Genomic DNA, 20096 nt, shown 5'->3' with positions numbered 1-20096 from the left:
GCCTCCGATTTTTTTGTTGTTCCGACCCTTCGAAACACGGGGCCGCTTCACTCACTGGTTCAAAAATACAAACAAACCCTGTTTATTCAACGGGCGTTCACGCTATCAAGAGAAAACAATCTCGCACAGACGGGCAGTAGGTTTCGAACTTGGCAAGAATCGCCTTCATTCTTTTGTGTCACAAAGACCCCGATGCGATCATCCAGCAGGCCGAGCAGCTGACGGCCGTTGGAGATTTCATATCGATCCATTTTGACGCGCGTGCGCCAAAGGCGGCCTTCGACAAGATACGCAAGTCCTTGGCGAACAACCCGAATGTGACGTTTGCACGGCGCCGGATCAAATGCGGCTGGGGAGAATGGAGCCTGGTTCAGGCGACCCTCTATGCCGTCGAGGCCGCGGTGAAGGCCTTTCCGCGCGCCACCCATTTCTACATGGTTTCCGGCGATTGCATGGCGATCAAGTCCGCCCGCTATGCGCATGAATTCCTCGATGCCGAGGATGTCGATTACATTGAAAGCTTCGATTTCATCGAAAGCGACTGGATCAAGACCGGTCTGAAGGAAGAACGGCTGATTTATCGACACTGGTTCAACGAACGCACCCAGAAAAAACTGTTCTACTGGAGCTTCTGGACACAACGGCGACTTGGGCTCAAGCGCGAGGTCCCGCCGGACATACAGGTCATGATCGGGAGCCAGTGGTGGTGTCTGCGTCGCAACACGATTGAATCGATCCTCGAGCTTCTGGACCGCCGCCGCGATATCAAGCGGTTCTTCCGCACGACCTGGATCCCGGATGAGACGTTCTTCCAGACGCTCGTGCGCCATATCGTTCCGAATGCCGAGATCCGGACCCGGACCCTGACCTTCCTGATGTTCACCGACTACGGGATGCCGGTGACGTTCTACAACGATCACTACGATCTGCTGTTGAGCCAGGATTACATCTTTGCCCGCAAGATCAGCCCCGAGGCCAAGGAACTCAAGCGGCGGCTTGGGCGGCTTTATGCGTCCGAGCGTGATGATTTCAAGATATCGAACGAAGGCCGCCGCCTGTTCGACTTTCTCACGGGGCGGGGCCGGATCGGCAGGCGGTTCGCCCCGCGGTTCTGGGAAAAGGACACGTCACTTGGCCGGGAACGCGAACTTCTGATCGTGGCCTGCAAGAAATGGCATGTGGCCAAACGGCTTGTCGGGTCGATCAAGCATTCGACGAATATCCCGGCGGTGGACTATCTCTTCAACGAGGAGGAAACGCCGCTTCCCGATCTGGGCGGGATCCAGACGACCATCGCCAAGCGGACACGCCACAGGCGTGCGCTGATGCGGATGCTGTTCGACTTCTACGAGACCGACCGCCTGATCATCTGCCTCGACACGGCCTCGATCGACCTGATGCAGGATTTCTTTTCCGACCGGTCCACCACCCGACTGCTCGAGATCGAATGCGAATTCACCGATGAATACCTGTTCGGTCACGCCCAGAGGGTGGGGCTGGCCGGCGAGATGACCCCGTACGAGACGCTGGTGCAGTTGATGCCGACGATCCGCTATGACGTCGTCTATGAAAGCGACCGTATCCGGGACGCGCATTTCCCGAACCACGGCCGCGTGCGCGAATTGGCGACGCCGGTAGAGAACACCCCGCCCATTGCGGAGTTCCTGTCCGTCAGCGAGGATGTCGCCGCCACGATCGCCGAGACACCGTTCCTGTTTTCCGACTGAAGGGCCAGACCATGGAATTCACCTATGACGACCAGAACATCTTCGCCAAGATCCTGCGCGGCGAGATACCCAACAAGACGGTCTACGAGGATGATCATGCGCTGGCCTTCGAAGACATCAGCCCTCAGGCGCCGGTGCATGTCCTTGTGATCCCCAAGGGCCCCTATGTCAGCCTCGATCATTTCGCGGCAGAGGCCAGCGCCGAGGAGCAAACCGGATTCTTCCGGGCGGTCGCCGAGGTGTGCCGCATCGCGGGTGTCGAGGGTGGGTTCCGGGCGATTGCCAACACCCGAGATGACGGCATGCAGGAGGTGCCGCATTTCCACCTGCACATCCTCGGAGGCCGTCGCATGGGCCCCCTTGTCGTGCAGAGCTGAGCGGTTTCGGAACGGAGCGCCTCCGGCGCATTCGCCCTGTCTCGCGGGGCACCGCCAAGGGCGCTGTGGCGTGGGCCGTCTTGGCGAGACGATAAGCGTCAGGCCGCAGGCGTATCGGATGTGAGCGCGAGAAAGACCTGTTCGAGATCCACCTCTTCGGTGCGGACGTCGGCGATGCGGATGTTCGCGTCGCGGATGTGGTCAAGAACCTGCCCGGCCGTCATGGTGCGCTGGTCATAGTGAAAGGCCAGCGCGCCGTCGGGCCGCGTCTCGAAGGTGATCCCGGGCGGCAGGTCCCCGGGCGTGGCATTGCCGTCAGGCACGACGATCATCGATTTCCCGGTGATGCGCTGTAGCAGGTTGGCGGTCGTGTCGCGGGTGATCAGACGGCCATGGTTGATGATCGCGATCTCGTCGCACATTTCCTCGGCCTCTTCGAGGTAATGTGTCGTCAGGATGATCGTCATCCCCCGTTCTTCGTTCAGCTTGCGGATATTGGCCCAGAGCATGTTGCGCAGTTCGATGTCCACGCCGGCCGTCGGTTCGTCGAGTACGAGGATCTGCGGGCTGTGGACAAGCGCCTTGCCCAGCAGAAGCCTGCGCCGCATCCCCCCCGAAAGAGAGCGGGCATAGGCATCGGCCTTGTCCGCCAGCCCGATCAGATCGAGGATCTCGTCCGTCCGGCGCTGGGCCCGAGGGACACCGTAAAGCCCGGCCTGAACCTCGAGCGCGCCGCGCGGCGTGAAGAACGGATCAAGGACGAGTTCCTGCGGCATCACCCCGATCGCCGCCCGGCTTTGCCTTGGGTTCACATCCTGATCGAAGCCCCAGATCCGCACCGTTCCTGCCGATTTCACGACGAGGCCCGCGAGGATGTTGATCATCGTCGATTTGCCGGCGCCGTTCGGCCCCAGAAGCCCGAAGATCGACCCGCGCGGAATTTGCAGATCGACACCGTGAAGCGCCGTCTTGGCCGGGGCCTTGGCAGAGGGACGGTAGGTTTTCTTCAGGCCTTCGATTTCGATGGCTTGGTCGGGCATTGCGCTACTCCGGCAGGGGCGTTCGGGCCTTGCCCGGTCGGGGGCAAGCTGCGATAACGCCCATGCGTCTAGGCCGCTTTCGTCCTCGATTCAACCTCAGAAGGTTCTGCTTTATGTCCGAAACCAAGACCCCTGACATGCCCCTTGCCGAGGTGCGTATCGCATATCCCGCCCCGTCGGAGGAGGTCGTTTCGACCTGGCGGGTGTCGTGTGACGGGGGCGAGGGGGCGCTTGGGCATCCACGTGTCTGGATGAGCGTGGACCCGACCTATGGCTGGGTTGATTGCGGCTATTGCGACAAGCGGTTCATCCACGAAAGTGTCGCCGACACTTGAGCCTGCGCCGGCCCGAACCTGCCGAAGCCGAGGTGATCACCGATCTTTGGCACGATGGCTGGCGGTTCGCCCATCTGGCGATCACGCCCGACGAACTTATCCGTCATCGGACACGGGTTGTCTTTACGCGGCGCCTGCACAAAAAATGGCCGAATGTCTTGGTGACCGGCCCCGTCGGAGACCCGACCGGCTTTGCCGCCCTGATCGACGATGAGCTGGATCAGTTCTATCTGGCCGGGCATGCGCGGGGCACCGGGCTGGCCCGGACGTTCATGGCCGTAATCGAGGCCGAATTCGCAGAACGGGACATCCGCAGGCCCCGGCTGATCTGCACTGTCGGTAATGACAGGGCCGCCCGATTTTATGCCAAGGCGGGCTGGCAGAACATCGGGCAGCGCATGGGCGCGGTCGAAATCCCCGGTGGAACGTTCGAGTTGCCGGTCTGGGAATTCCGGAAAACGCTCTGACCTACGAGGTGGCATGTCGCCAGACATGCAGGTCCCCGGCATCAGCGAATGAAGCGCCCTCGCATGATCTGCACGCCGTCATAGGCCCACAGCAGTGTCAGCGCGATGCCGATCCAGAGGATGGCCTGTCCGTTGAACGCAGGGCCGGGCGCCGTGATATCGTAGGACGTCGCCACGAAGAAGATACAGAAGAAGCCGGCCAGGTAGATGAGGCCGCGCCAGTGGCGCCGCGCCGCGTGGCAATGCAGCCCCGCAAAGCCGCCCATCGACCACAGCGCGAGGGTCGCCACCCAAACGGTTGTCGACGGTCCGGTAACGACAGGTTCGGGTGGCGGCGGGGGGCTTGGCGCTCCGCAATTCGTGCAGTTGTGTCCGTCATCATGCAAACCGGAGCCGCAATAGGTGCAGGCCAATCCGGGGCTCTTGCGACGTGCCTCCCGCAAGAGCCGGTAGAGGGCCGCGAGAACTGCGCCGGGTCCTGCGATTACGATCTGTGTCAGAAGGCCTTTGAGCGCTTTGGACGGCGCGGCTTTGCGGTTGGAATGAGGAACTTGCATGATGGAAACTCTTGACCGGGACGTTCTGCCACGGTGATCCGGAAGGCAGGCGAATTGAGGGATGCAATGGGCCAATTTCGGGGCGGAAGGAGATCCCCGGCCATGTCCAGCGCAGGGCCGTCACCGCTCTAGGTGGCTGGTCAGCCCCCGCAATCCGTGCCACAACCTGCCCAGTCTAGAGCGAGGAGTCCGGCATGGCATTCGGCAAGGGCTGTCACCTGCACCTGATCGACGGATCGGCCTTCATTTTTCGCGCCTATCACGCGCTGCCGCCGCTGACGCGGAAATCGGACGGCCTGCCCGTGGGAGCCGTGTCGGGCTTTTGCAACATGCTTCAGCGGTATGTGGAGGGGAACAACGGGGCCGATGCTGCCACCCATGTTGCCGTGATCTTTGACAAGGGATCGCACACGTTCCGCAACGACATGTACGATCAGTACAAGGCCAACCGCGACGAGATGCCCGAAGACCTGCGCCCGCAGATCCCGCTGACGCGCGAGGCCACGCGCGCCTTCAACATCGCCTGTGAAGAGATGGAGGGTTTCGAGGCCGACGACATCATTGCGACGCTGGCCTGTCAGGCCCGCGATGCCGGCGGGCGGGTCACGATCGTCAGTTCCGATAAGGACCTGATGCAGCTGGTGGGCGACGGGGTCGAGATGCTCGACCCGATGAAGAACCGCCGGATCGACCGCGAGGGCGTGAAGGAGAAATTCGGCGTGGGCCCCGAGCGGGTCGTTGATGTGCAGGCGCTGGCCGGTGACAGCGTCGACAACGTGCCCGGCGCGCCGGGCATCGGCATCAAGACCGCCGCCCTGCTGATCAACGAATTCGGCACGCTCGAGGAGCTTCTGGACCGCGCCGAAGAGATCAAGCAGCCCAAGCGCAGGCAGACCCTGATCGACCATCGCGCGCAGATCGAATTGTCGAAGCGTCTGGTTCAGCTGGATCGCGGCATGACACTTGACTTCGGGCTCGACGATCTCGAAGTCCGCGACCCCGATCCCGAGACGCTGTTGGCCTTTCTCTCGGAGATGGAGTTTCGCACGATCACGCGGCGGATCGCCGACAGGCTGGGTGTCGAGCCGCCTGCGGTGGCAGAGCCGCCCGCGCAGGCCGATACGGAGGAGGCGCCCGTCGAGGATGTGCCCTTCGATCACGGCGTCTATGAATGCGTGTCCGACAGGGCCGCGCTTCAGGTCTGGATCGATCGCATCCGCGAGGCAGGTTACGTGGCCGTCGATACCGAAACCACGGGCCTGAACGAAATGGTGGTCGATCTGGTCGGCCTGTGTCTTTCTGTCGAACCCGGAGCCGCCTGTTATGTGCCGCTTGCGCACAAGCAGAACGGGTCTGACGATCTGTTCGGGTCTGACGAACTTGCCGAGGGGCAGATGCCTCTCGATGAGGTGCTCGACATGATGCGCCCTGTTCTGGAGGACGACAGCATCCTCAAGATCGGACAGAACCTGAAATACGACACCAAGATCCTGGCGCGCTATGGCATCAATGTCGCGCCGATCGACGATACCATGTTGATGAGCTATGCCATGCACGGCGGGCTGCACAATCACGGCATGGATCAACTGAGCGAACGGTATCTTGGTCACCTTCCGATCGAGATCAAATCGCTGATCGGCACCGGAAAATCCGCGATCACCTTTGACAAGGTTCCGGTGGAAGAGGCCGTCAAATACGCCGCAGAAGACGCCGATATCACGCTGAGATTGTGGAAGACGTTCAAGCCGGGGCTGCACAAGGCCCATGTGACGACGGTTTATGAGACGATGGAACGCCCGCTTGTTCCGGTGCTGGCGCGAATGGAAATGGCGGGCATCCGGGTTGATCGTGACACGCTCAGCCGGATGTCGAACGCCTTTGCCCAGAAGATGGCGGGCCTCGAGGCCGAGATCCATGAACTTGCCGGCCGGACGTTCAACGTGGGCAGCCCCAAACAGCTGGGCGAGATCCTGTTTGATGAACTGGGTCTCGAGGGGGGCAAGAAGGGCAAGACGGGGGCCTATGGCACCGGGGCCGATGTTCTTGAGGACCTTGCCACGGAACACGAATTGCCGCGCCGCATTCTTGATTGGCGGCAATTATCCAAGCTGAAATCGACCTATACCGACGCGCTTCAGGAACATATCAACCCGGACACGGGCCGCGTTCACACCAGCTATTCCATCGCGGGCGCCAACACCGGGCGGCTTGCCTCGACCGATCCGAACCTGCAGAATATCCCCGTGCGCAGCGAAGAGGGCCGCCGCATCCGCGAAGCCTTTGTCGCAGAGCCGGGCAAGAAACTGGTCAGCCTCGACTACAGCCAGATCGAACTGCGCATCCTTGCCCATATCGCCGGAATCGACGCCCTGAAACAGGCGTTCCGAGACGGGCTGGATATTCACGCGATGACCGCGTCCGAGATGTTCGATGTGCCGCTGGACGAGATGACGCCGGATATCCGTCGTCAGGCCAAGGCGATCAATTTCGGCGTGATCTATGGCATTTCGGGGTTCGGTCTGGCCCGCAACCTGCGCATCCCGCGCGATCAGGCGCAGGGCTTCATCGATCGCTATTTCGAACGCTTCCCCGGCATCCGCGCCTATATGGACGACACCATCGCCTTCGCGAAGGAGCATGGCTACGTCCAGACCCTGTTCGGCCGCAAGATCCACACCCCCGAGATCAGCGCAAAGGGGCCAAGGGCCGGTTTCGCGCGCCGCGCCGCGATCAACGCCCCCATCCAGGGCACGGCCGCCGACGTGATCCGCCGGGCCATGGTGCGAATGGATGACGCGATCGAGGGCCTGCCGGCAAAGATGCTGTTGCAGGTGCATGACGAATTGATCTTCGAGGTCGAGGACGGCGCGGTGGACGACCTTGTCGCCCGCGCCCGCGATGTCATGGAAGGCGCGGCAGATCCGGCGGTGAAGCTGGACGTGTCGCTGTCGGTCGATGCGGGCTCAGGCGACAATTGGGCAGAGGCGCATTAGGCCGAACGGTCTGAAACCTCTGTCGCTGGCCGTGTGACGGCTCAGCCGGCGGCTGCCCCGGCGAGTGATGGCCAGTTCTTCGTCAGGTGATCCACGAACAGCCGGGCCAAACCGTCTTTCGGTGCATTGGCCGGATAGACCGCATGAACGGTGATCGGCCTGAATTTCAGGTGGGGAAGCAGTTCGACAAGCCGCCCCTCGCGGAAATCCCTTTCGACGAGGGGGCGCGTCTCTGCCATGAAGCCAAGCCCCTCGTCGACGAAAGCGCGGGCCATGGCGTAATTGTCGCAAATCATCAGCGTGCGCGGTTCGGTCTTCGGGGCGGTGCCATCGATCTGTGTCGCCCCGGTCATCCATGACCCGCGATTGGACCGGATCAAATCCCAGTCGCCGAGGTCGTCAATCGTTCTGAGCGGGGGCCTGCTGCGCACGTAATCGGGATGCGCGAAGAGACAGATTTCGATCTCGGTCAGCTTGCGGGCGCGGTAGCTGCTGTCGTCGAGGTCGTCGATGCGACCCCGGATCGCGACGTCGAATTCCGATCCTTCCAGGGGGACGGCGGTGTCGCTGATATGCATCGACAGGCGCACCTTCGGATAGGCCTTGCTGAACGAAGCATAGAACTGGGAATAGGGCCAATGCCCGCTGGCCGTGTTCGTGGTGATGGTGAGCGTGCCCTCGGGTTGATTGCGCCGTTTCTGGATCGCGATCAGGCCCTCGGTTGCTGCCGCGCTCATCTTCTGGCTGGCTTCGAGTAGCTCCCGTCCCGCATCCGTCAGGGAAATGCGCCGGGTCGACCGGTAGAGCAGCGGGAGCCCCAGATCGGCCTCGAGCGACGAGACATGGTGACTGATGACGGATGGGGACAGGCCCAGCCGACCTGCGGCACCACGGAACGAGCCGGTCTCGGCGACGGCCTGAAAGATCGCCATGGTGCGAAGTTGGTCGATCATTGTTCGATCTCATGAGATTATGATCGCAATAGATCGCATGTTATCACGCAATCGAACTTCGGCAATGCTCCTCCCATCAGCAAATTGGAAAGGACAGCAGCCATGACGACCATGATCTCCATCGCCCGCATCTCGGAGGTTCCCACGCCCGACCGCATCGCGCAATGGGAGGCAGAGCACCGCGAAATCTTTGGCGCCTATGCCGAGGTGCCCCGCATTCTCCGCGATCCCAACGATCCCAACCAGGTGGCCATTCTTGGCAAGGTTCACGATCTTGACGGATTGCGCGCCGCCTCCCGCACGCCCGAGGGCGACGCGCATATGCGCCGCTACGGGTTCCTGGAGCAGCTGAGCTATTTCCTGGAGGATGCGTGATGGTCCTGCTGGCGCTTTGGACGCGGTTCTTCCGCTCGGAAAATCAGGTGCTTGGCGATGAAGAGCCGGCGCCCCGAGGTTACGACTTCGACTATCAGTACCAGAGGCATTGGTATTCGTCGTTCGGGTCCTCGATCCACTGGGGATAGCCCAAGGCAGGACGGGGCATGCAGCACCGGTTGCCGGTCCCGGGCCCGGACACGAAAGAAGGGCGGCAAGATTGCCGCCCTTCGATCATTCGCCGGAGCTTGTCCGGCAGGTGGGTCAGTTGACCGTTTCGCCCTCGACAAGGTTGCTTCGGGCCACCGTCTCGCTGGCGATCTCGATCCGGCGAGGTTTCAGCGCTTCGGGCACTTCCTTCACAAGATCAATATGGAGCATGCCATTCTCGTGGCTGGCGCCCGTGACATGGACATGATCGGCCAGATGGAACCGGCGCTCGAACGCGCGCGTGGCGATGCCGCGATGCAGGTAGGTCCGGCCTTCGTCGGCGTCTTCGGGCTTGCGGGCCGATACGAACAGCGCGTTTTCGCGCAGTTCAACCGTCAGGTCTGCGTCCGAAAAGCCGGCCACGGCGATCGAGATCCGCCAGCCGTCATCGGCGGTCTTTTCGATATTATAGGGGGGGTAGTTCGATTGCCCCATATCGTTGGACATCACGCGATCCATCAGGTCGGCGACCTGGTCAAAGCCGACAGTGGCGCGATACAGGGGTGCAAGATCAAAGCTTCGCATGGGTGATCCTCCATTGAGCGATACCAGTTTATTGGCCTTCCCTCATGGGACAGGCCGGAACACAGGGCCCGTCTGGCACCCTGTGACACTGAATTTGGGAACGGGATTTCGCGGTTTCAAGGCCTGACGCGCGTGGGCCCCTGAGGATCGCGAGACTTCGTCAGGGACGAACGAATTTCGCGCCGGTCTCGGCCCGTTCACCCCCGCCGATCACTCGCACCGTGGGGGCGGCCTGAAACCGGCCCATGCCGGTGGATAATTCGGCCATCAGTTCCGCCAGAGGCTCTGCCAGAGAGGTTCCCAGCGCGACGCGCTGATCGTCGAGAAAGGCCTTGGCCGAAACGACCGAGGCGATCCGCGCCTGCCCATCCTCGATCAGAAAGATCGGCGCACCCGACGAACCGAAATCGACGGAACAGGCCATCACATGAACACCGTCCTGTTGGCCCAGAACATCGCAGGATTGTTCGATCGACGGCGCCTCGGCCCGGTCATGCGCGTATGAGACGATGCCCACTTGCGAACCGCTTGGCAGAGCATCAACCGTTTCGAAAGGCGCAATGGTGGCCAGCCGGATCGGCTGCGTCAGGCGCAGAAGGGCGACGTCCTGCCGGGTCATGCCGCTCGAGACATTGCCGTCGAAGGTATAGCTGGCCGGGATCACCGCTTCCGCGACATCGCGATATGCAGCGGCCCTGCCGTTGCGAAGCCCGGCCTGAAATTCGATCCGGGTCGCGTCGATCCGGGCACCGGTCGTGCTGTCGAACAGGCAATGCGCCGCGGTCAGGACGATGTCGGGCGCGATCAGGGCGCCCGTGCAGAAGCCCTTGCCATCGATATCCAGCCGGCCCACAGCCTCCCAGCCGCGGGCATCATCCCCGGTCTGAAGCGCGGACAGGTTCGCGGTCTGGGCGAGTGCCGGGACCGCAAGTCCCGCGATGACGGCCGCAGCCGCAAGAACTCTGGAATACACGTGACCGCTCCCGACGCTTTCTTTCCCACCTATACCCCGCTTGGGGCGGAAGTTGGGCGAAAAATCCGCGGCAAGAGGTCAGGACGACAAAATCGGGACGGCCGTGTCGGTGTCGTGCAACGCCCGTGGGGCCGGGCCGCCCGTGGCCCAGTCCAGCAATTCGACGGTGTGAACGACCGGGATGTCGGTGCCGCCCCCGATCTGCATCATGCAGCCGATATTGCCCGCTGCGATCACGTCGGGCGTCAGCGCTTCGAGGGTGCCGACCTTCCGGGCCTTCAGCTGGCCCGAAATCTCGGGCTGCATCAGGTTGTAGGTGCCCGCCGATCCACAGCACAGATGGCTGTCGCGCGGCTCTGCGACCTTGAATCCTGCCCGTTTCAGCAAATCCTTGGGGTAGGTCTTGATCTGCTGTCCATGCTGCAGCGAACAGGCCGCGTGATAGGCCACAGTGAGGCCCTTGTCCGCCCCTTGGGGCAGGTCGAGTTGCATCAGAAGTTCCGAGATATCCATCGCGCGCTCGGCAACCCGGGTGGCATCCGCGGCGAGAGGGTCGTCGCGGAACATGTGTCCGTAATCCTTGACCGTGGTGCCGCAGCCCGAGGTGTTGATCACGATCGCATCAAGGCCGTCGCCATCGATCTCGCGCGTCCAGGCGCGGATGTTTCGGGCGGCGGTCTCGTGGGCCTGTGCCTCCTTGCCCATGTGATGGGTCAGCGCACCACAGCAGCCGGCGCCTTCGGCCACGACGACCTCGCAGCCGAGCCGGGTCAGGATGCGGATCGTGGCATCGTTGATATCGGTGTTGAGCGCGCGCTGCGCGCAGCCCGTCATCAGCGCGACACGCTTCTTCCGCGGCGCGACGGGCGCGAAGCTCTGCGGATCGTCGTTGCGACTGACAGGCGGAATGGTCTTGGGCGCCATCTCGAGCATGGCGCGCAGGCGGGCATCGGGCACCAGCTTGCGGAAGGGACGACCGATCTTGGCCCCCAGAAGCGCAATGCGGAACCGCATCGGATAGGGTAGGATCTGCGCCAGCACCCAGCGCAGCGCCCGTTCCGAAAGCGGGCGTTTGTAGGTCTTTTCGATATAGGCGCGGGCATGGTCCACGAGGTGCATGTAATGCACGCCCGACGGACAGGTGGTCATGCAGGCAAGGCAGGACAGGCAGCGGTCGATATGCTTGACCGTCGTTTCATCGGGAACCCTCTCGTTCTCGAGCATGTCCTTGATCAGGTAGATGCGGCCTCGCGGGCTGTCGAGTTCGTCACCAAGCACCTGATAGGTGGGGCAGGTCGCCGTGCAGAACCCGCAATGCACGCAGGCGCGCAGTATCTCGTTGGCGCGCGCGGTGCCGGAATCTTTCAGCTGTTCGGGTGTGAAGGTCGTTTGCATGTCAGCGTGCCGCCAGTGCCAGATTGAGAGATGTCGCGCCTATGCCGAAACGGGCCACCCGGCCAAGAGCCGCCCGCGTGAACGACGCAAGCGCAGGCGCGTTGAGGAATGTCGGTGCCGCCTTGGTCATGCGTCGACCTTGCGCGGTGAAAAAAGCCCGCGGGGATCGAACCGGGACCGGAGACCTTCCGAAATCGCGGCCAGCGGCGCGGGTTCGGGGGGCAGGGCCGGGATCGCTGCGAAAGTCGCCGCGCTGGCGCGGACCAGTGTCGCGTGGCCGTTGATCGGCCCCAGAGCGGCGCGCAGGTCTGTCCCCTCCGGGGCAAGGGCCCAGATCAGCCCGCCTCCCCAATCGAGCGTCACGCGCACCCCGTCGCCCATCTGCGCGATGATCGCCGGTGCCTCCGATGGCCTGACCGAAATCCGCCAGACATCGCCCGGCGTATCCGCGAACATGTCGACATCGCGGGTCCGGGTCCATCCGGTCGTACTTGGCACGCCTTCGACGATGCTGATCTCGCCATAGTGTCCGAGCAGGTCCTTGAGGGCGCCGGTCCGGTATCGGACGGATTGTTCGAACCCCTCGAGGCGGATCATCGTCGCGGGATCGTCGCCTGCGCTGTAGGGGAAATGCGCAACTCCGGTCACCTCGAACGGTGATCCCAGCGCGGCCGACATCGCCTGCACCGCCGAAGCAATATCCAGACCGTGCAGGATCAGCGTCGCTTCCGTCTCTGGCTTTGGCAGGACCTTGAGCGCGACTTCTGTCAGAACGCCCAATGTGCCGCGCGATCCGGCCATCAGCTTCACCAGATCATAGCCGGTGACGTTCTTCATCACGCGGCCGCCGTTCTTGATGATGTTGCCCGACCCGTCCACGAACCGCACGCCAAGACAGAAATCCCGTACCGCCCCCACGACGATCCGGCGCGGCCCGGAGGCGCCCGACGCAACCGCGCCGCCAAGTGTCGGCTCGCCCGTGGTGCCGAGAAGGGCCCTGTAATCCATGGGTTCGAACGCCAGCCGTTGCCCGCCGGCATCGAGCGCGGTCTCGATCGTGGAGATCGGCGTTCCAGCTGCGGCCACAATCGTCAGCGCGCCCGGTTCATAAAGCGAAATTTCGTTCAGCCCGGCGACCGACAAGGGCGCGCCTTCCGCGCCGGTCGCGCCCCGTGTGCCGCCGCCCATGATCCGGAGCGGGCCGTTGGCAGTCCGGATCGCCTCGACCAGTTCCGCTTCGTTCGAGACGTTCATCATCATCTTCCCGTTTCGGCCGGTGCGGCGCGCCGTGCGGCGCTGCTGGCCAGCGGGAACACCTTTGCCGGGTTCAAGAGCCAGGACGGATCGAAGACGTCCTTGACCCGCATTTGCGCCTCGAGGTCGATCTCGGCATATTGATCCGTCATCAGGTCACGCTTTTCGATCCCGACGCCGTGTTCGCCGGTCAGGCAGCCGCCAACCTCGACGCACAGTTTCAGGATCGCCGCACCAAAGGCTTCGCATAGTTCCAGCTGTCCGGGCAGGTTCGCATTGTAAAGGATCAGCGGGTGCATGTTGCCATCGCCCGCGTGAAAGACATTCGCGACCTCAAGTCCGAATTCCTTCGACATTTCGCCGATCCGGCGCAGCACATAGGGCAGCTGGTCGACAGGGATCGTCCCGTCGAGGCACATGTAATCGTTGATCTGGCCCATCGCGCCAAAGGCGGATTTCCGGCCCAGCCAGATGCGGGCGGCTTCATCCGCGTCAGCCGCCTCGCGCAACTCGACCGGGTCGTGCCGGTTCGCGATGTCCTTGATCAGCCCCAACTGATGGTCGATCTCCGCGTCCGAGCCCTCGACCTCGATGATCAGAAGCGCCTCGCACATGGGATAGCCCGCCTTTGCAAAGGCTTCGCAGGCCTCGATGCAGGGGCGGTCCATGAACTCGATGGCGACGGGCAGGATGCCCGCCTTGATGATGTCGGAGACGACCCGCCCTGCGACCTCGTTGCTGTCGTATCCGATCAGAACCGGGCGGGCGCCTTCGGGTTTGGGCAGGATGCGCAGCGTGGCCTCTGTCACGACACCAAGCTGCCCTTCCGAGCCGCAGATCACGCCAAGCAGATCAAGGCCCGAGGGATCAAGATGCGCGCCGCCGATCTCGACGATGGTGCCATCCATCTGGACCATCGTCACCCCCATGAGGTTGTTGGTCGTGACCCCGTATTTCAGGCAATGCGCACCGCCGGAATTCATCGCGATGTTTCCTGCGATGGCGCAGGCAAGCTGGCTCGAGGGGTCCGGCGCGTAGAAGAAGCCGTCTGCTTCGACCGCGCCGGTGACCGACAGGTTTGTCCGGCCGGTCTGAACGCGGATGATCCGGTCGGCATAGTCGGTTTCGATCACGTCGGTCAGGCGCGACACGCCGAGGATGACGCAATCGGCCGTCGGCAGGGCGCCCCCGGCGAGCGATGTGCCCGAACCGCGCGGCACGACGGGGACGCCCTCCTCGTGACAGATTTTCATGACGGCAGAGACCTCTTCCGTCGAGGCGGGAAGGACGGCGCAAAGCGGTGGGCAGCGATAGGCCGTCAGCGCGTCGCATTCATAGGCGCGGGTCTCTGCCGGGTCGTGGATCACGGCATCCGCGGGGAGGACGGATTGCAGGCGTTCGACGATGCGGGCTGTCTTGGCCATGACGCGGGCGTCCGGGGCGGGCATTTCCATCGGTGATCCTCCTTATTGGTAAAAAGATATTACCAATTTCATGTTCAAGCAAGCCGCAAGGTCGGCGCAGACCCGCTTTCGATCACGGGAAATTGCCTCCTCTGGCATCAAAAGCCCATGCTAGGCAGGATGACAGGAGGTCCGGAATGCTCAGTAAAACGATCCGAAACCTGACGATCATCCTTGCGATGACCACAACGGGGGGCATGGCGATGGCGGATTTTGCCAAGGTCGAAGACGTCATGGCCAGCCAAGGGGCATCGGGCTGGCGCTTCGATGTCACGATTTCCCATCCCGATACCGGCTGGGATCATTATGCCGACGGCTGGGAAGTCGTCGATGCCGCGGGAAACCGGCTCGGGTTTCGTGAACTCCTGCATCCGCATGTGAACGAACAGCCCTTCACCCGGTCGCTGAGCGGTGTCGCGATCCCGGCGGGAACCGGGCAGGTCTTTATTCGGGCGCGCTGTTTGGTCGATGGCTGGGCGCCGGAGTTGACGCCGGTCGCCCTGCGGTAGACGTGAGGTCAGCGGCGCCCTTCGCGCAGCCAGGCACCCAGGATCAGGGCCGAAGCGATCAGCAGCAGTGCCCATGCCGGAAGGAACGGACGGATCGAGATATCGGCCGTCAGGTAGGCATCGCGCGGGGTGAACCCGATCCATCCGCGTCCCGAGGCCGGCCGCCCGGGATCGACGTCGCGCAGAGACGGCATGCCGTCTGACAGGGCGTTGACCGACCCGCCGGATGCAGCCACGGCCTCGCCCAGAAGGGTTCCATCGGCGATGGTCTGTTCGAATTCCTTCGGCGCGGCAGGGCCGAGGGCGATCACCGCTTCCTCTTCGCCGTTTGTCAGGCGGTAAAGCCCGATTTCGGGGGCCTCCCACAATGTCTCGAACCGGCCGGGGCTGACCTCTTCGAGTGTCAGGATCGTCTCTGACCCATCGGGGCCGATGACCGATACTTCGGGCACGGTTTCGTCCAGCGTCCGGCGGATGATCCGCATGGTCTGGCCCGCGGGTTCGACCCAAAGGCTTTCTTCCTCGAGTTCCGGCTCCTTCATCATCCAGTGGGCAAGACGGCGCAGCAGTTCAAGCTGTGGCCCGCCGCCTTCGTAGCCCCGATCCCACAGCCATGACTGATCCGACGCCAAGAGCGCCACGCGCCCCTCGCCCACCCGGTCGAGCAGCAGAAGCGGCCGCTCGTCCGGCCCGGTCATGACGACCGTGGCTTCGGGTTCGGCAATCACGTCGATCAGGCGGAACCAGCGGCCCCAGTCCGGCCCGTCCTCACCCGGGTTGATGGCTGATGGATCCAGCGCGGCGGTCACCGGATGCCGTTCCCCGATATAGGTGAGCCCGGGCCGGAACCCTTCCTCGACCACACGGGCCGTCGGCGCGCCCGGCAGGATAAAGCCAAGGGGCGAGCGATGGATGCTTTCGGCGCCGGCGAATTCCGGGCCGGCCGACACGAGCACGGCCCCGCCGTTCTGGACGTAGTTCACGACGTTCTCAAAATAGATCGACGGCAGGATCCCGCGCCTGCGATAGCGGTCAAAGACGATCAGATCGAATTCTTCGATCTTTTCGATAAACAGCTCCCGCGTGGGGAAGGCGATCAGGGACAATTCGTCCACCGGGACGCCATCCTGCTTTTCCGGCGGGCGCAGGATGGTGAAATGCACCAGATCGACCGCGCTGTCGGATTTCAGAAGGTTGCGCCATGTGCGTTCGCCGGGATGGGGCTCGCCCGAGACAAGCAGAACGCTCAGCCTGTCGCGCACGCCGTTGATCTGCACCACGGCGGCGTTGTTGCGGTCCGTCAGTTCACCCTCGACCACGGGGGTAGAGAATTGCAGGACGTTCATTCCGCCATGGGGCAGGGTGATCGGCAGTTCGACATCCTCGCCCAGAGGCACCTCGAACCGGGACGGTGGCCCACCGTCGACCGCGATCTCAAGAGGGGCGGTGTCGGCGGTGCCGGGCGCGGCGCCCTGATCCTCAAGCCTGAGCGTCAGGCTCACGGGTTCGCCGAGGATCGCGAAGGCGGGCGCGTTGCGCACGATAAGCCGCCTGTCCCAATCGTCTGGTTGGCCGGTCAGCAGAACATGGGCCGGGGCCGGCATGTCCGGGGTGGCTGCGATGTCATGGACCCGGCCATCGGTGATCAGGACAAGGCCCGCGATCCGGCCAAGGGGTTCCTCGGCCAGCGCCTCTGACATGGCCTGCATCAGAAGCGTTCCGCCATCGCCGTCGTCGTCGCCCACGCGCACGACCCGCAGATCGGTGTTGCCGCGCCGGTCGATGGCCGCGCGCAGGTCATCAAGGGCAGTCTGGGTCTGATCGGGCCTGTCCGCGACACGCTGGCTCGCGCTTTCGTCGACGACAGCGATCACGATGTCGGTCAGCGGTTCACGCTCTTCCTGCTGTAGAGACGGATTGGCGACGGCCAGAAGGAGCGCGATGGCCGCGAGCCCGCGCAGCCACCAGCCGGCCAAGCCCCGCCAGACGGCGAGGATCACGAAAAGCGCGGCGATCGCGCAGGCGGCCCAAAGGAACGGAAGGGGCAGCAGCGGGTCGAAGAGAATGGTCTCTGTCATGTCCTGCCAGGTGCTCCCGCGAGGGTGTGAAGGTCGGTCATTGGCCCAGCCTGTCCAGAAGCGCCGGGACGTGGACCTGATCGGATTTGTAATTGCCGGTCAGGACATGGATCACGAGGTTGATGCCGAACCGCATCGCAATCTCGCGCTGACGTTCGCCCGCCATGCCGCGGCCGACGGGGTACAGCGGTGTTCCGAATTCGTCGGTGGCCCAGGCAGAGGCCCAGTCGTTCCCGCCGATGACAACAGGCGTCACCCCGTCGTTGAGATCGCGGAACGGCATGCCCTCGGCCAGTTCTGCATCCGGAGGCGAGGCCTCGACCCAGATGTCACGGCTGGCATAGCGGCCCGGGAAATCCTGAAGCAGGTAGAAGGTCCGCGTGAGCACATGATCTTCGGGGATCGGCGCGATCGGCGGGATATCCAGTGGCCGGGCGAGGGCCTGCAACTTGCGCCCCTCCGGCGAGCCGGAGCCGAACCCCGCCATATCCGCGTCGCGGGTGTCGAACACGATCATCCCGCCGGAGCGGAGGTAGCGGTTCAGCTTGGCATAGGCTTCGCGCGAGGGGATCGGTTGCCCGGCGGTCACCGGCCAATAAAGGATCGGGAAGAAGGCCAGTTCGTCCTCTTCGATGTCGATCCCGACGGGGAGAGCCGGCTCGACCGCCGTCCGGCGGAAGAGCGCGATCGACAGGCCCAGAAGCCCCTCTTCGGCGATCTGGTCGACCCGCGCGTCGCCGGTCAGAACATGCGCGAGGATAACCTCGCGCGTCGCGCTGATCGCGAAAAGGTCGTCGTCGGCATCGGGGCCGGCGCTCTCTGCCCCGCCCAGAGCGGGGGCCGTGTCTTGCGCCTGCGCGGCCTCCGGGGCGCCCGTCAGGAACAGGGCGGCGAGCACCACGGCGATGCCGGCACGCGGCCCGCGCAGCCGCCCCGAAAGCGCAAGCGAGGCCACGATATCAGCGAGCAGCAGGGCCAGAGCACCAGCCAGAATCCATCCTTTCAGGTCTGTCTCGCTTGTCAGTTCAAGCCCTTCGACGGTCACGTCAGAGGGCCAGAGCGCGGGTGACAGAACGTCGTCCGAGGCAACCGCGTTCACAGCAAGGCGCCTGTCTTCGCCTGTATAGAGACCGGGGAGCAGGTCGGGGCCCGGCCGCGCGGTCGCGATCCGTTCGCCTTCTACGCCTGTCAGCGTGTCGATCCGTTCCAGATTGCCCCGGGCATCCAGCACAAGTTCCGGGACCCAGATCGTGCCTGCAAGATCCTCGACCGTCGGTGCGGCGGGCCGCGTCGAGACGGCAAGCCGTTCGAGCATGTCGACAAACAGGCCCGACAGTGGAAGCGAGGACCATTCGGCGTTGGCTGTCACGTGGAACAGGACGACCTGCCCCTCGCCAAGCGGCTTGCGGGTGACAAGCGGCGTTCCGTCGCTGAGTTGCGCGATGACGCGCTGGGCCAGCGTCGGATCGGGCTGCGCCACGACCTGCGCCGTCACCGAGACATCGTCGGGCACGTCCAGTCCGAAGAAGGGGCTGTCTTCCTCGAAGGGCGCCAGTGCCTTGGGCTCTCCCCAGCTCATGGCGCCACCGACCGACCTCCCGCCGGCGCGGAGCCGGACCGGCAGAAGGGGGTGTTCCTCGGTCCGGGCCAGATCGCTACCGGCCAGCCGGGGACCGGCGAACCGGACAAGCAATCCACCGGCTTCGATCCACTCCTGAACGGCCTCGTCTTCGCCGGCGGCAAGGCCCGCCACATCGGCCAGAATGATCACGTCGGGATTGGCGAGCAGCACGTCCGATATCGTGCCGTCGATCAGGTCGGCGACAGGCGCCAGTGCCTGTTCGAGGTAATGGGTGGGCGACAGAAGCTCCAGCCCTTCGCGTTCGTTCGACCCCGCGATCAGCGCGACTTCGCGCCGCCGAAGCGCATCGTCGGCCAGCGTCACCGCACCGGCGGTGGAGATCCCCGTCACTTCGAACCGCGAGATGCGGTTGCGCAGCTCGGGTGGCAGGTCGAAGACGACCTCGGCCGTACCTTCGCCCGGCTCGAAGATCGCGGGCGCAGTGGCCAGACGGCGTTCGATTCCTGCAGGATCAAGGCCGATCGCGGCCACCTCGGTCTCGAAGGCATCGCCGACAGGGGTCCGGATCGCCTCGACGAGGATATCGCCGGCATCGAACCGCGCGGGCCTAAGGGCGAGGGTCCGTCGCGGAGACTGGAACACCGTCACATCGCCCCGGTCGCGCAGCGCCGTCAGAAGCGGGTCGCGGCTTTCCCGGTCGAGCCCGTCGGATATCCAGTAGGTGTCGAAACTGCCCTCGAAAGTCTCGGACCAGGCCATGACCTCGTCGAAGCCGGGGGCGAAGGGCGCGGGGCCGGTGGAGGGCAGGTCCAGCAACGTGGCCTCGGCGGCGCGGAATTCCGGGGCGCCCGGCGGCAGATCCGTCAGCGCGACAAGCGCGGTCGGCCGCCCTGCCCGACCGGCCTCGACAAGCAGAGCCTCGATCCGGGCGGAGCGGTCAGGCCAGCCGCGTGCGTCGGCCCAGGACGCGTCGGTCAGGATCAGAAGGGGGCCCGATCCTGTGCGTTCCGTCTGCGGATTCAGAAGCGGGCCGGCAAAGCCCAGAATGACAAGCGCTGCCGCCACCATCCGCAAGAGCAAAAGCCACCATGGCGTTCGGTCGGACTGGCTTTCGTCGTCACGCAATCCCAGCAAGAGTGCGACGCCGGGAAAGCGGCGGCGGATCGGCGCGGGCGGCACTGCCCGCAACAGCAGCCACAGGATCGGAAGCGCCGCGAGCCCAAGCAGGAGCCAAGGCGCCGTGAAGGCAATCGGACCAAGCGTCAACATCGGGGAAAACCATC

General features: G+C 63.9%; 18 protein-coding genes. 7 read left to right on the top strand and 11 right to left on the bottom strand.

The genetic code is table 11. The features are described 5' to 3' along the window. The first annotated feature begins 149 nt into the window (after positions 1 to 149). Positions 150 to 1727, top strand: coding sequence for a DUF5928 domain-containing protein (locus tag EP376_RS08580; protein WP_127655140.1), 1578 nt, complete (start codon positions 150 to 152; stop codon positions 1725 to 1727). An 11-nt stretch (positions 1728 to 1738) separates the two neighbouring features. Continuing rightward, on the top strand, positions 1739 to 2104 hold the full coding sequence (locus tag EP376_RS08575) for a histidine triad nucleotide-binding protein (RefSeq protein ID WP_127655139.1): 366 nt from the start codon (positions 1739 to 1741) through the stop codon (positions 2102 to 2104). A gap of 98 nt (positions 2105 to 2202) precedes the next feature. Here the strand turns inward: EP376_RS08575 and EP376_RS08570 are convergent, their stop codons facing one another. Then, complete coding sequence (locus EP376_RS08570; RefSeq protein WP_127655138.1) at positions 2203 to 3144, bottom strand: ABC transporter ATP-binding protein; 942 nt, start codon at positions 3142 to 3144, stop codon at positions 2203 to 2205. A 137-nt stretch (positions 3145 to 3281) separates the two neighbouring features. On the opposite strand from EP376_RS08570, the gene EP376_RS08565 reads away from it, so the two are divergent. Both EP376_RS08565 and EP376_RS08560 read left to right on the top strand, forming a co-directional pair. After that, positions 3282 to 3479: a zinc-finger domain-containing protein gene (locus EP376_RS08565; protein ID WP_127655905.1), complete on the top strand. Its 198-nt coding sequence runs from the start codon at positions 3282 to 3284 to the stop codon at positions 3477 to 3479. Continuing rightward, positions 3476 to 3946, top strand: a complete 471-nt coding sequence (locus EP376_RS08560) for a GNAT family N-acetyltransferase (RefSeq protein WP_127655137.1) — start codon at positions 3476 to 3478, stop codon at positions 3944 to 3946. Before EP376_RS08565 ends, EP376_RS08560 begins: the two co-directional genes overlap by 4 nt. 41 nt (positions 3947 to 3987) lie before the next feature. Here the strand turns inward: EP376_RS08560 and EP376_RS08555 are convergent, their stop codons facing one another. Continuing rightward, on the bottom strand, positions 3988 to 4503 hold the full coding sequence (locus tag EP376_RS08555) for a hypothetical protein (protein WP_127655136.1): 516 nt from the start codon (positions 4501 to 4503) through the stop codon (positions 3988 to 3990). A 194-nt stretch (positions 4504 to 4697) separates the two neighbouring features. Between EP376_RS08555 and polA the strand changes: the two genes are divergently transcribed. Beyond that, positions 4698 to 7496: a DNA polymerase I gene (gene polA / locus EP376_RS08550; protein WP_127655135.1), complete on the top strand. Its 2799-nt coding sequence runs from the start codon at positions 4698 to 4700 to the stop codon at positions 7494 to 7496. Positions 7497 to 7537: 41 nt separating this feature from the next. Here the strand turns inward: polA and EP376_RS08545 are convergent, their stop codons facing one another. Continuing rightward, complete coding sequence (locus EP376_RS08545; RefSeq protein WP_127655134.1) at positions 7538 to 8449, bottom strand: LysR family transcriptional regulator; 912 nt, start codon at positions 8447 to 8449, stop codon at positions 7538 to 7540. A 102-nt stretch (positions 8450 to 8551) separates the two neighbouring features. On the opposite strand from EP376_RS08545, the gene EP376_RS08540 reads away from it, so the two are divergent. Continuing rightward, positions 8552 to 8824 carry a hypothetical protein gene (locus EP376_RS08540; protein WP_127655133.1) on the top strand — a complete coding sequence of 91 codons (273 nt, stop codon included), beginning with the start codon at positions 8552 to 8554 and terminating at the stop codon, positions 8822 to 8824. Positions 8825 to 9088: 264 nt separating this feature from the next. On the opposite strand, the gene EP376_RS08535 is transcribed toward EP376_RS08540, so the two are convergent. The 6 genes from EP376_RS08535 to EP376_RS08515 form a co-directional block, all read right to left on the bottom strand. Beyond that, positions 9089 to 9559 (bottom strand): Hsp20 family protein, encoded by a 471-nt coding sequence (locus EP376_RS08535; protein WP_127655132.1) that lies wholly within the window; start codon positions 9557 to 9559, stop codon positions 9089 to 9091. A gap of 160 nt (positions 9560 to 9719) precedes the next feature. Then, on the bottom strand, positions 9720 to 10532 hold the full coding sequence (locus tag EP376_RS08530; RefSeq protein ID WP_127655131.1) for a trypsin-like serine peptidase: 813 nt from the start codon (positions 10530 to 10532) through the stop codon (positions 9720 to 9722). 78 nt (positions 10533 to 10610) lie between these two features. After that, positions 10611 to 11927, bottom strand: a complete 1317-nt coding sequence (gene glcF / locus EP376_RS08525) for a glycolate oxidase subunit GlcF (RefSeq protein ID WP_127655130.1) — start codon at positions 11925 to 11927, stop codon at positions 10611 to 10613. 1 nt (position 11928) lies between these two features. Continuing rightward, positions 11929 to 12057 carry a hypothetical protein gene (locus tag EP376_RS23515; RefSeq protein ID WP_255519445.1) on the bottom strand — a complete coding sequence of 43 codons (129 nt, stop codon included), beginning with the start codon at positions 12055 to 12057 and terminating at the stop codon, positions 11929 to 11931. Beyond that, positions 12054 to 13181: an FAD-binding protein gene (locus tag EP376_RS08520; protein WP_127655904.1), complete on the bottom strand. Its 1128-nt coding sequence runs from the start codon at positions 13179 to 13181 to the stop codon at positions 12054 to 12056. Before EP376_RS08520 ends, EP376_RS23515 begins: the two co-directional genes overlap by 4 nt. A 2-nt stretch (positions 13182 to 13183) precedes the next feature. Then, entirely contained in the window at positions 13184 to 14635 is a 1452-nt protein-coding gene (locus tag EP376_RS08515) for an FAD-linked oxidase C-terminal domain-containing protein (RefSeq protein WP_127655129.1), read from the bottom strand. Positions 14636 to 14781: 146 nt separating this feature from the next. Between EP376_RS08515 and EP376_RS08510 the strand changes: the two genes are divergently transcribed. Then, a complete protein-coding gene (locus EP376_RS08510) occupies positions 14782 to 15153 on the top strand; it encodes a hypothetical protein (RefSeq protein ID WP_164744893.1) in 372 nt (123 codons plus the stop codon). 8 nt (positions 15154 to 15161) lie between these two features. Here the strand turns inward: EP376_RS08510 and EP376_RS08505 are convergent, their stop codons facing one another. Then, positions 15162 to 17231: a hypothetical protein gene (locus tag EP376_RS08505; RefSeq protein WP_127655128.1), complete on the bottom strand. Its 2070-nt coding sequence runs from the start codon at positions 17229 to 17231 to the stop codon at positions 15162 to 15164. Positions 17232 to 17268: 37 nt separating this feature from the next. Continuing rightward, positions 17269 to 20082: a DUF4159 domain-containing protein gene (locus EP376_RS08500; RefSeq protein WP_127655127.1), complete on the bottom strand. Its 2814-nt coding sequence runs from the start codon at positions 20080 to 20082 to the stop codon at positions 17269 to 17271. Between the last annotated feature and the right edge of the window lie 14 nt (positions 20083 to 20096).

The organism is Alexandriicola marinus, from assembly GCF_004000435.1.
Taxonomy (GTDB): Bacteria; Pseudomonadota; Alphaproteobacteria; order Rhodobacterales; family Rhodobacteraceae; genus Alexandriicola; species Alexandriicola marinus.
Note: the sequence above shows the minus strand (reverse complement) of the source record. Positions and strands in the feature narration are given on the sequence as shown.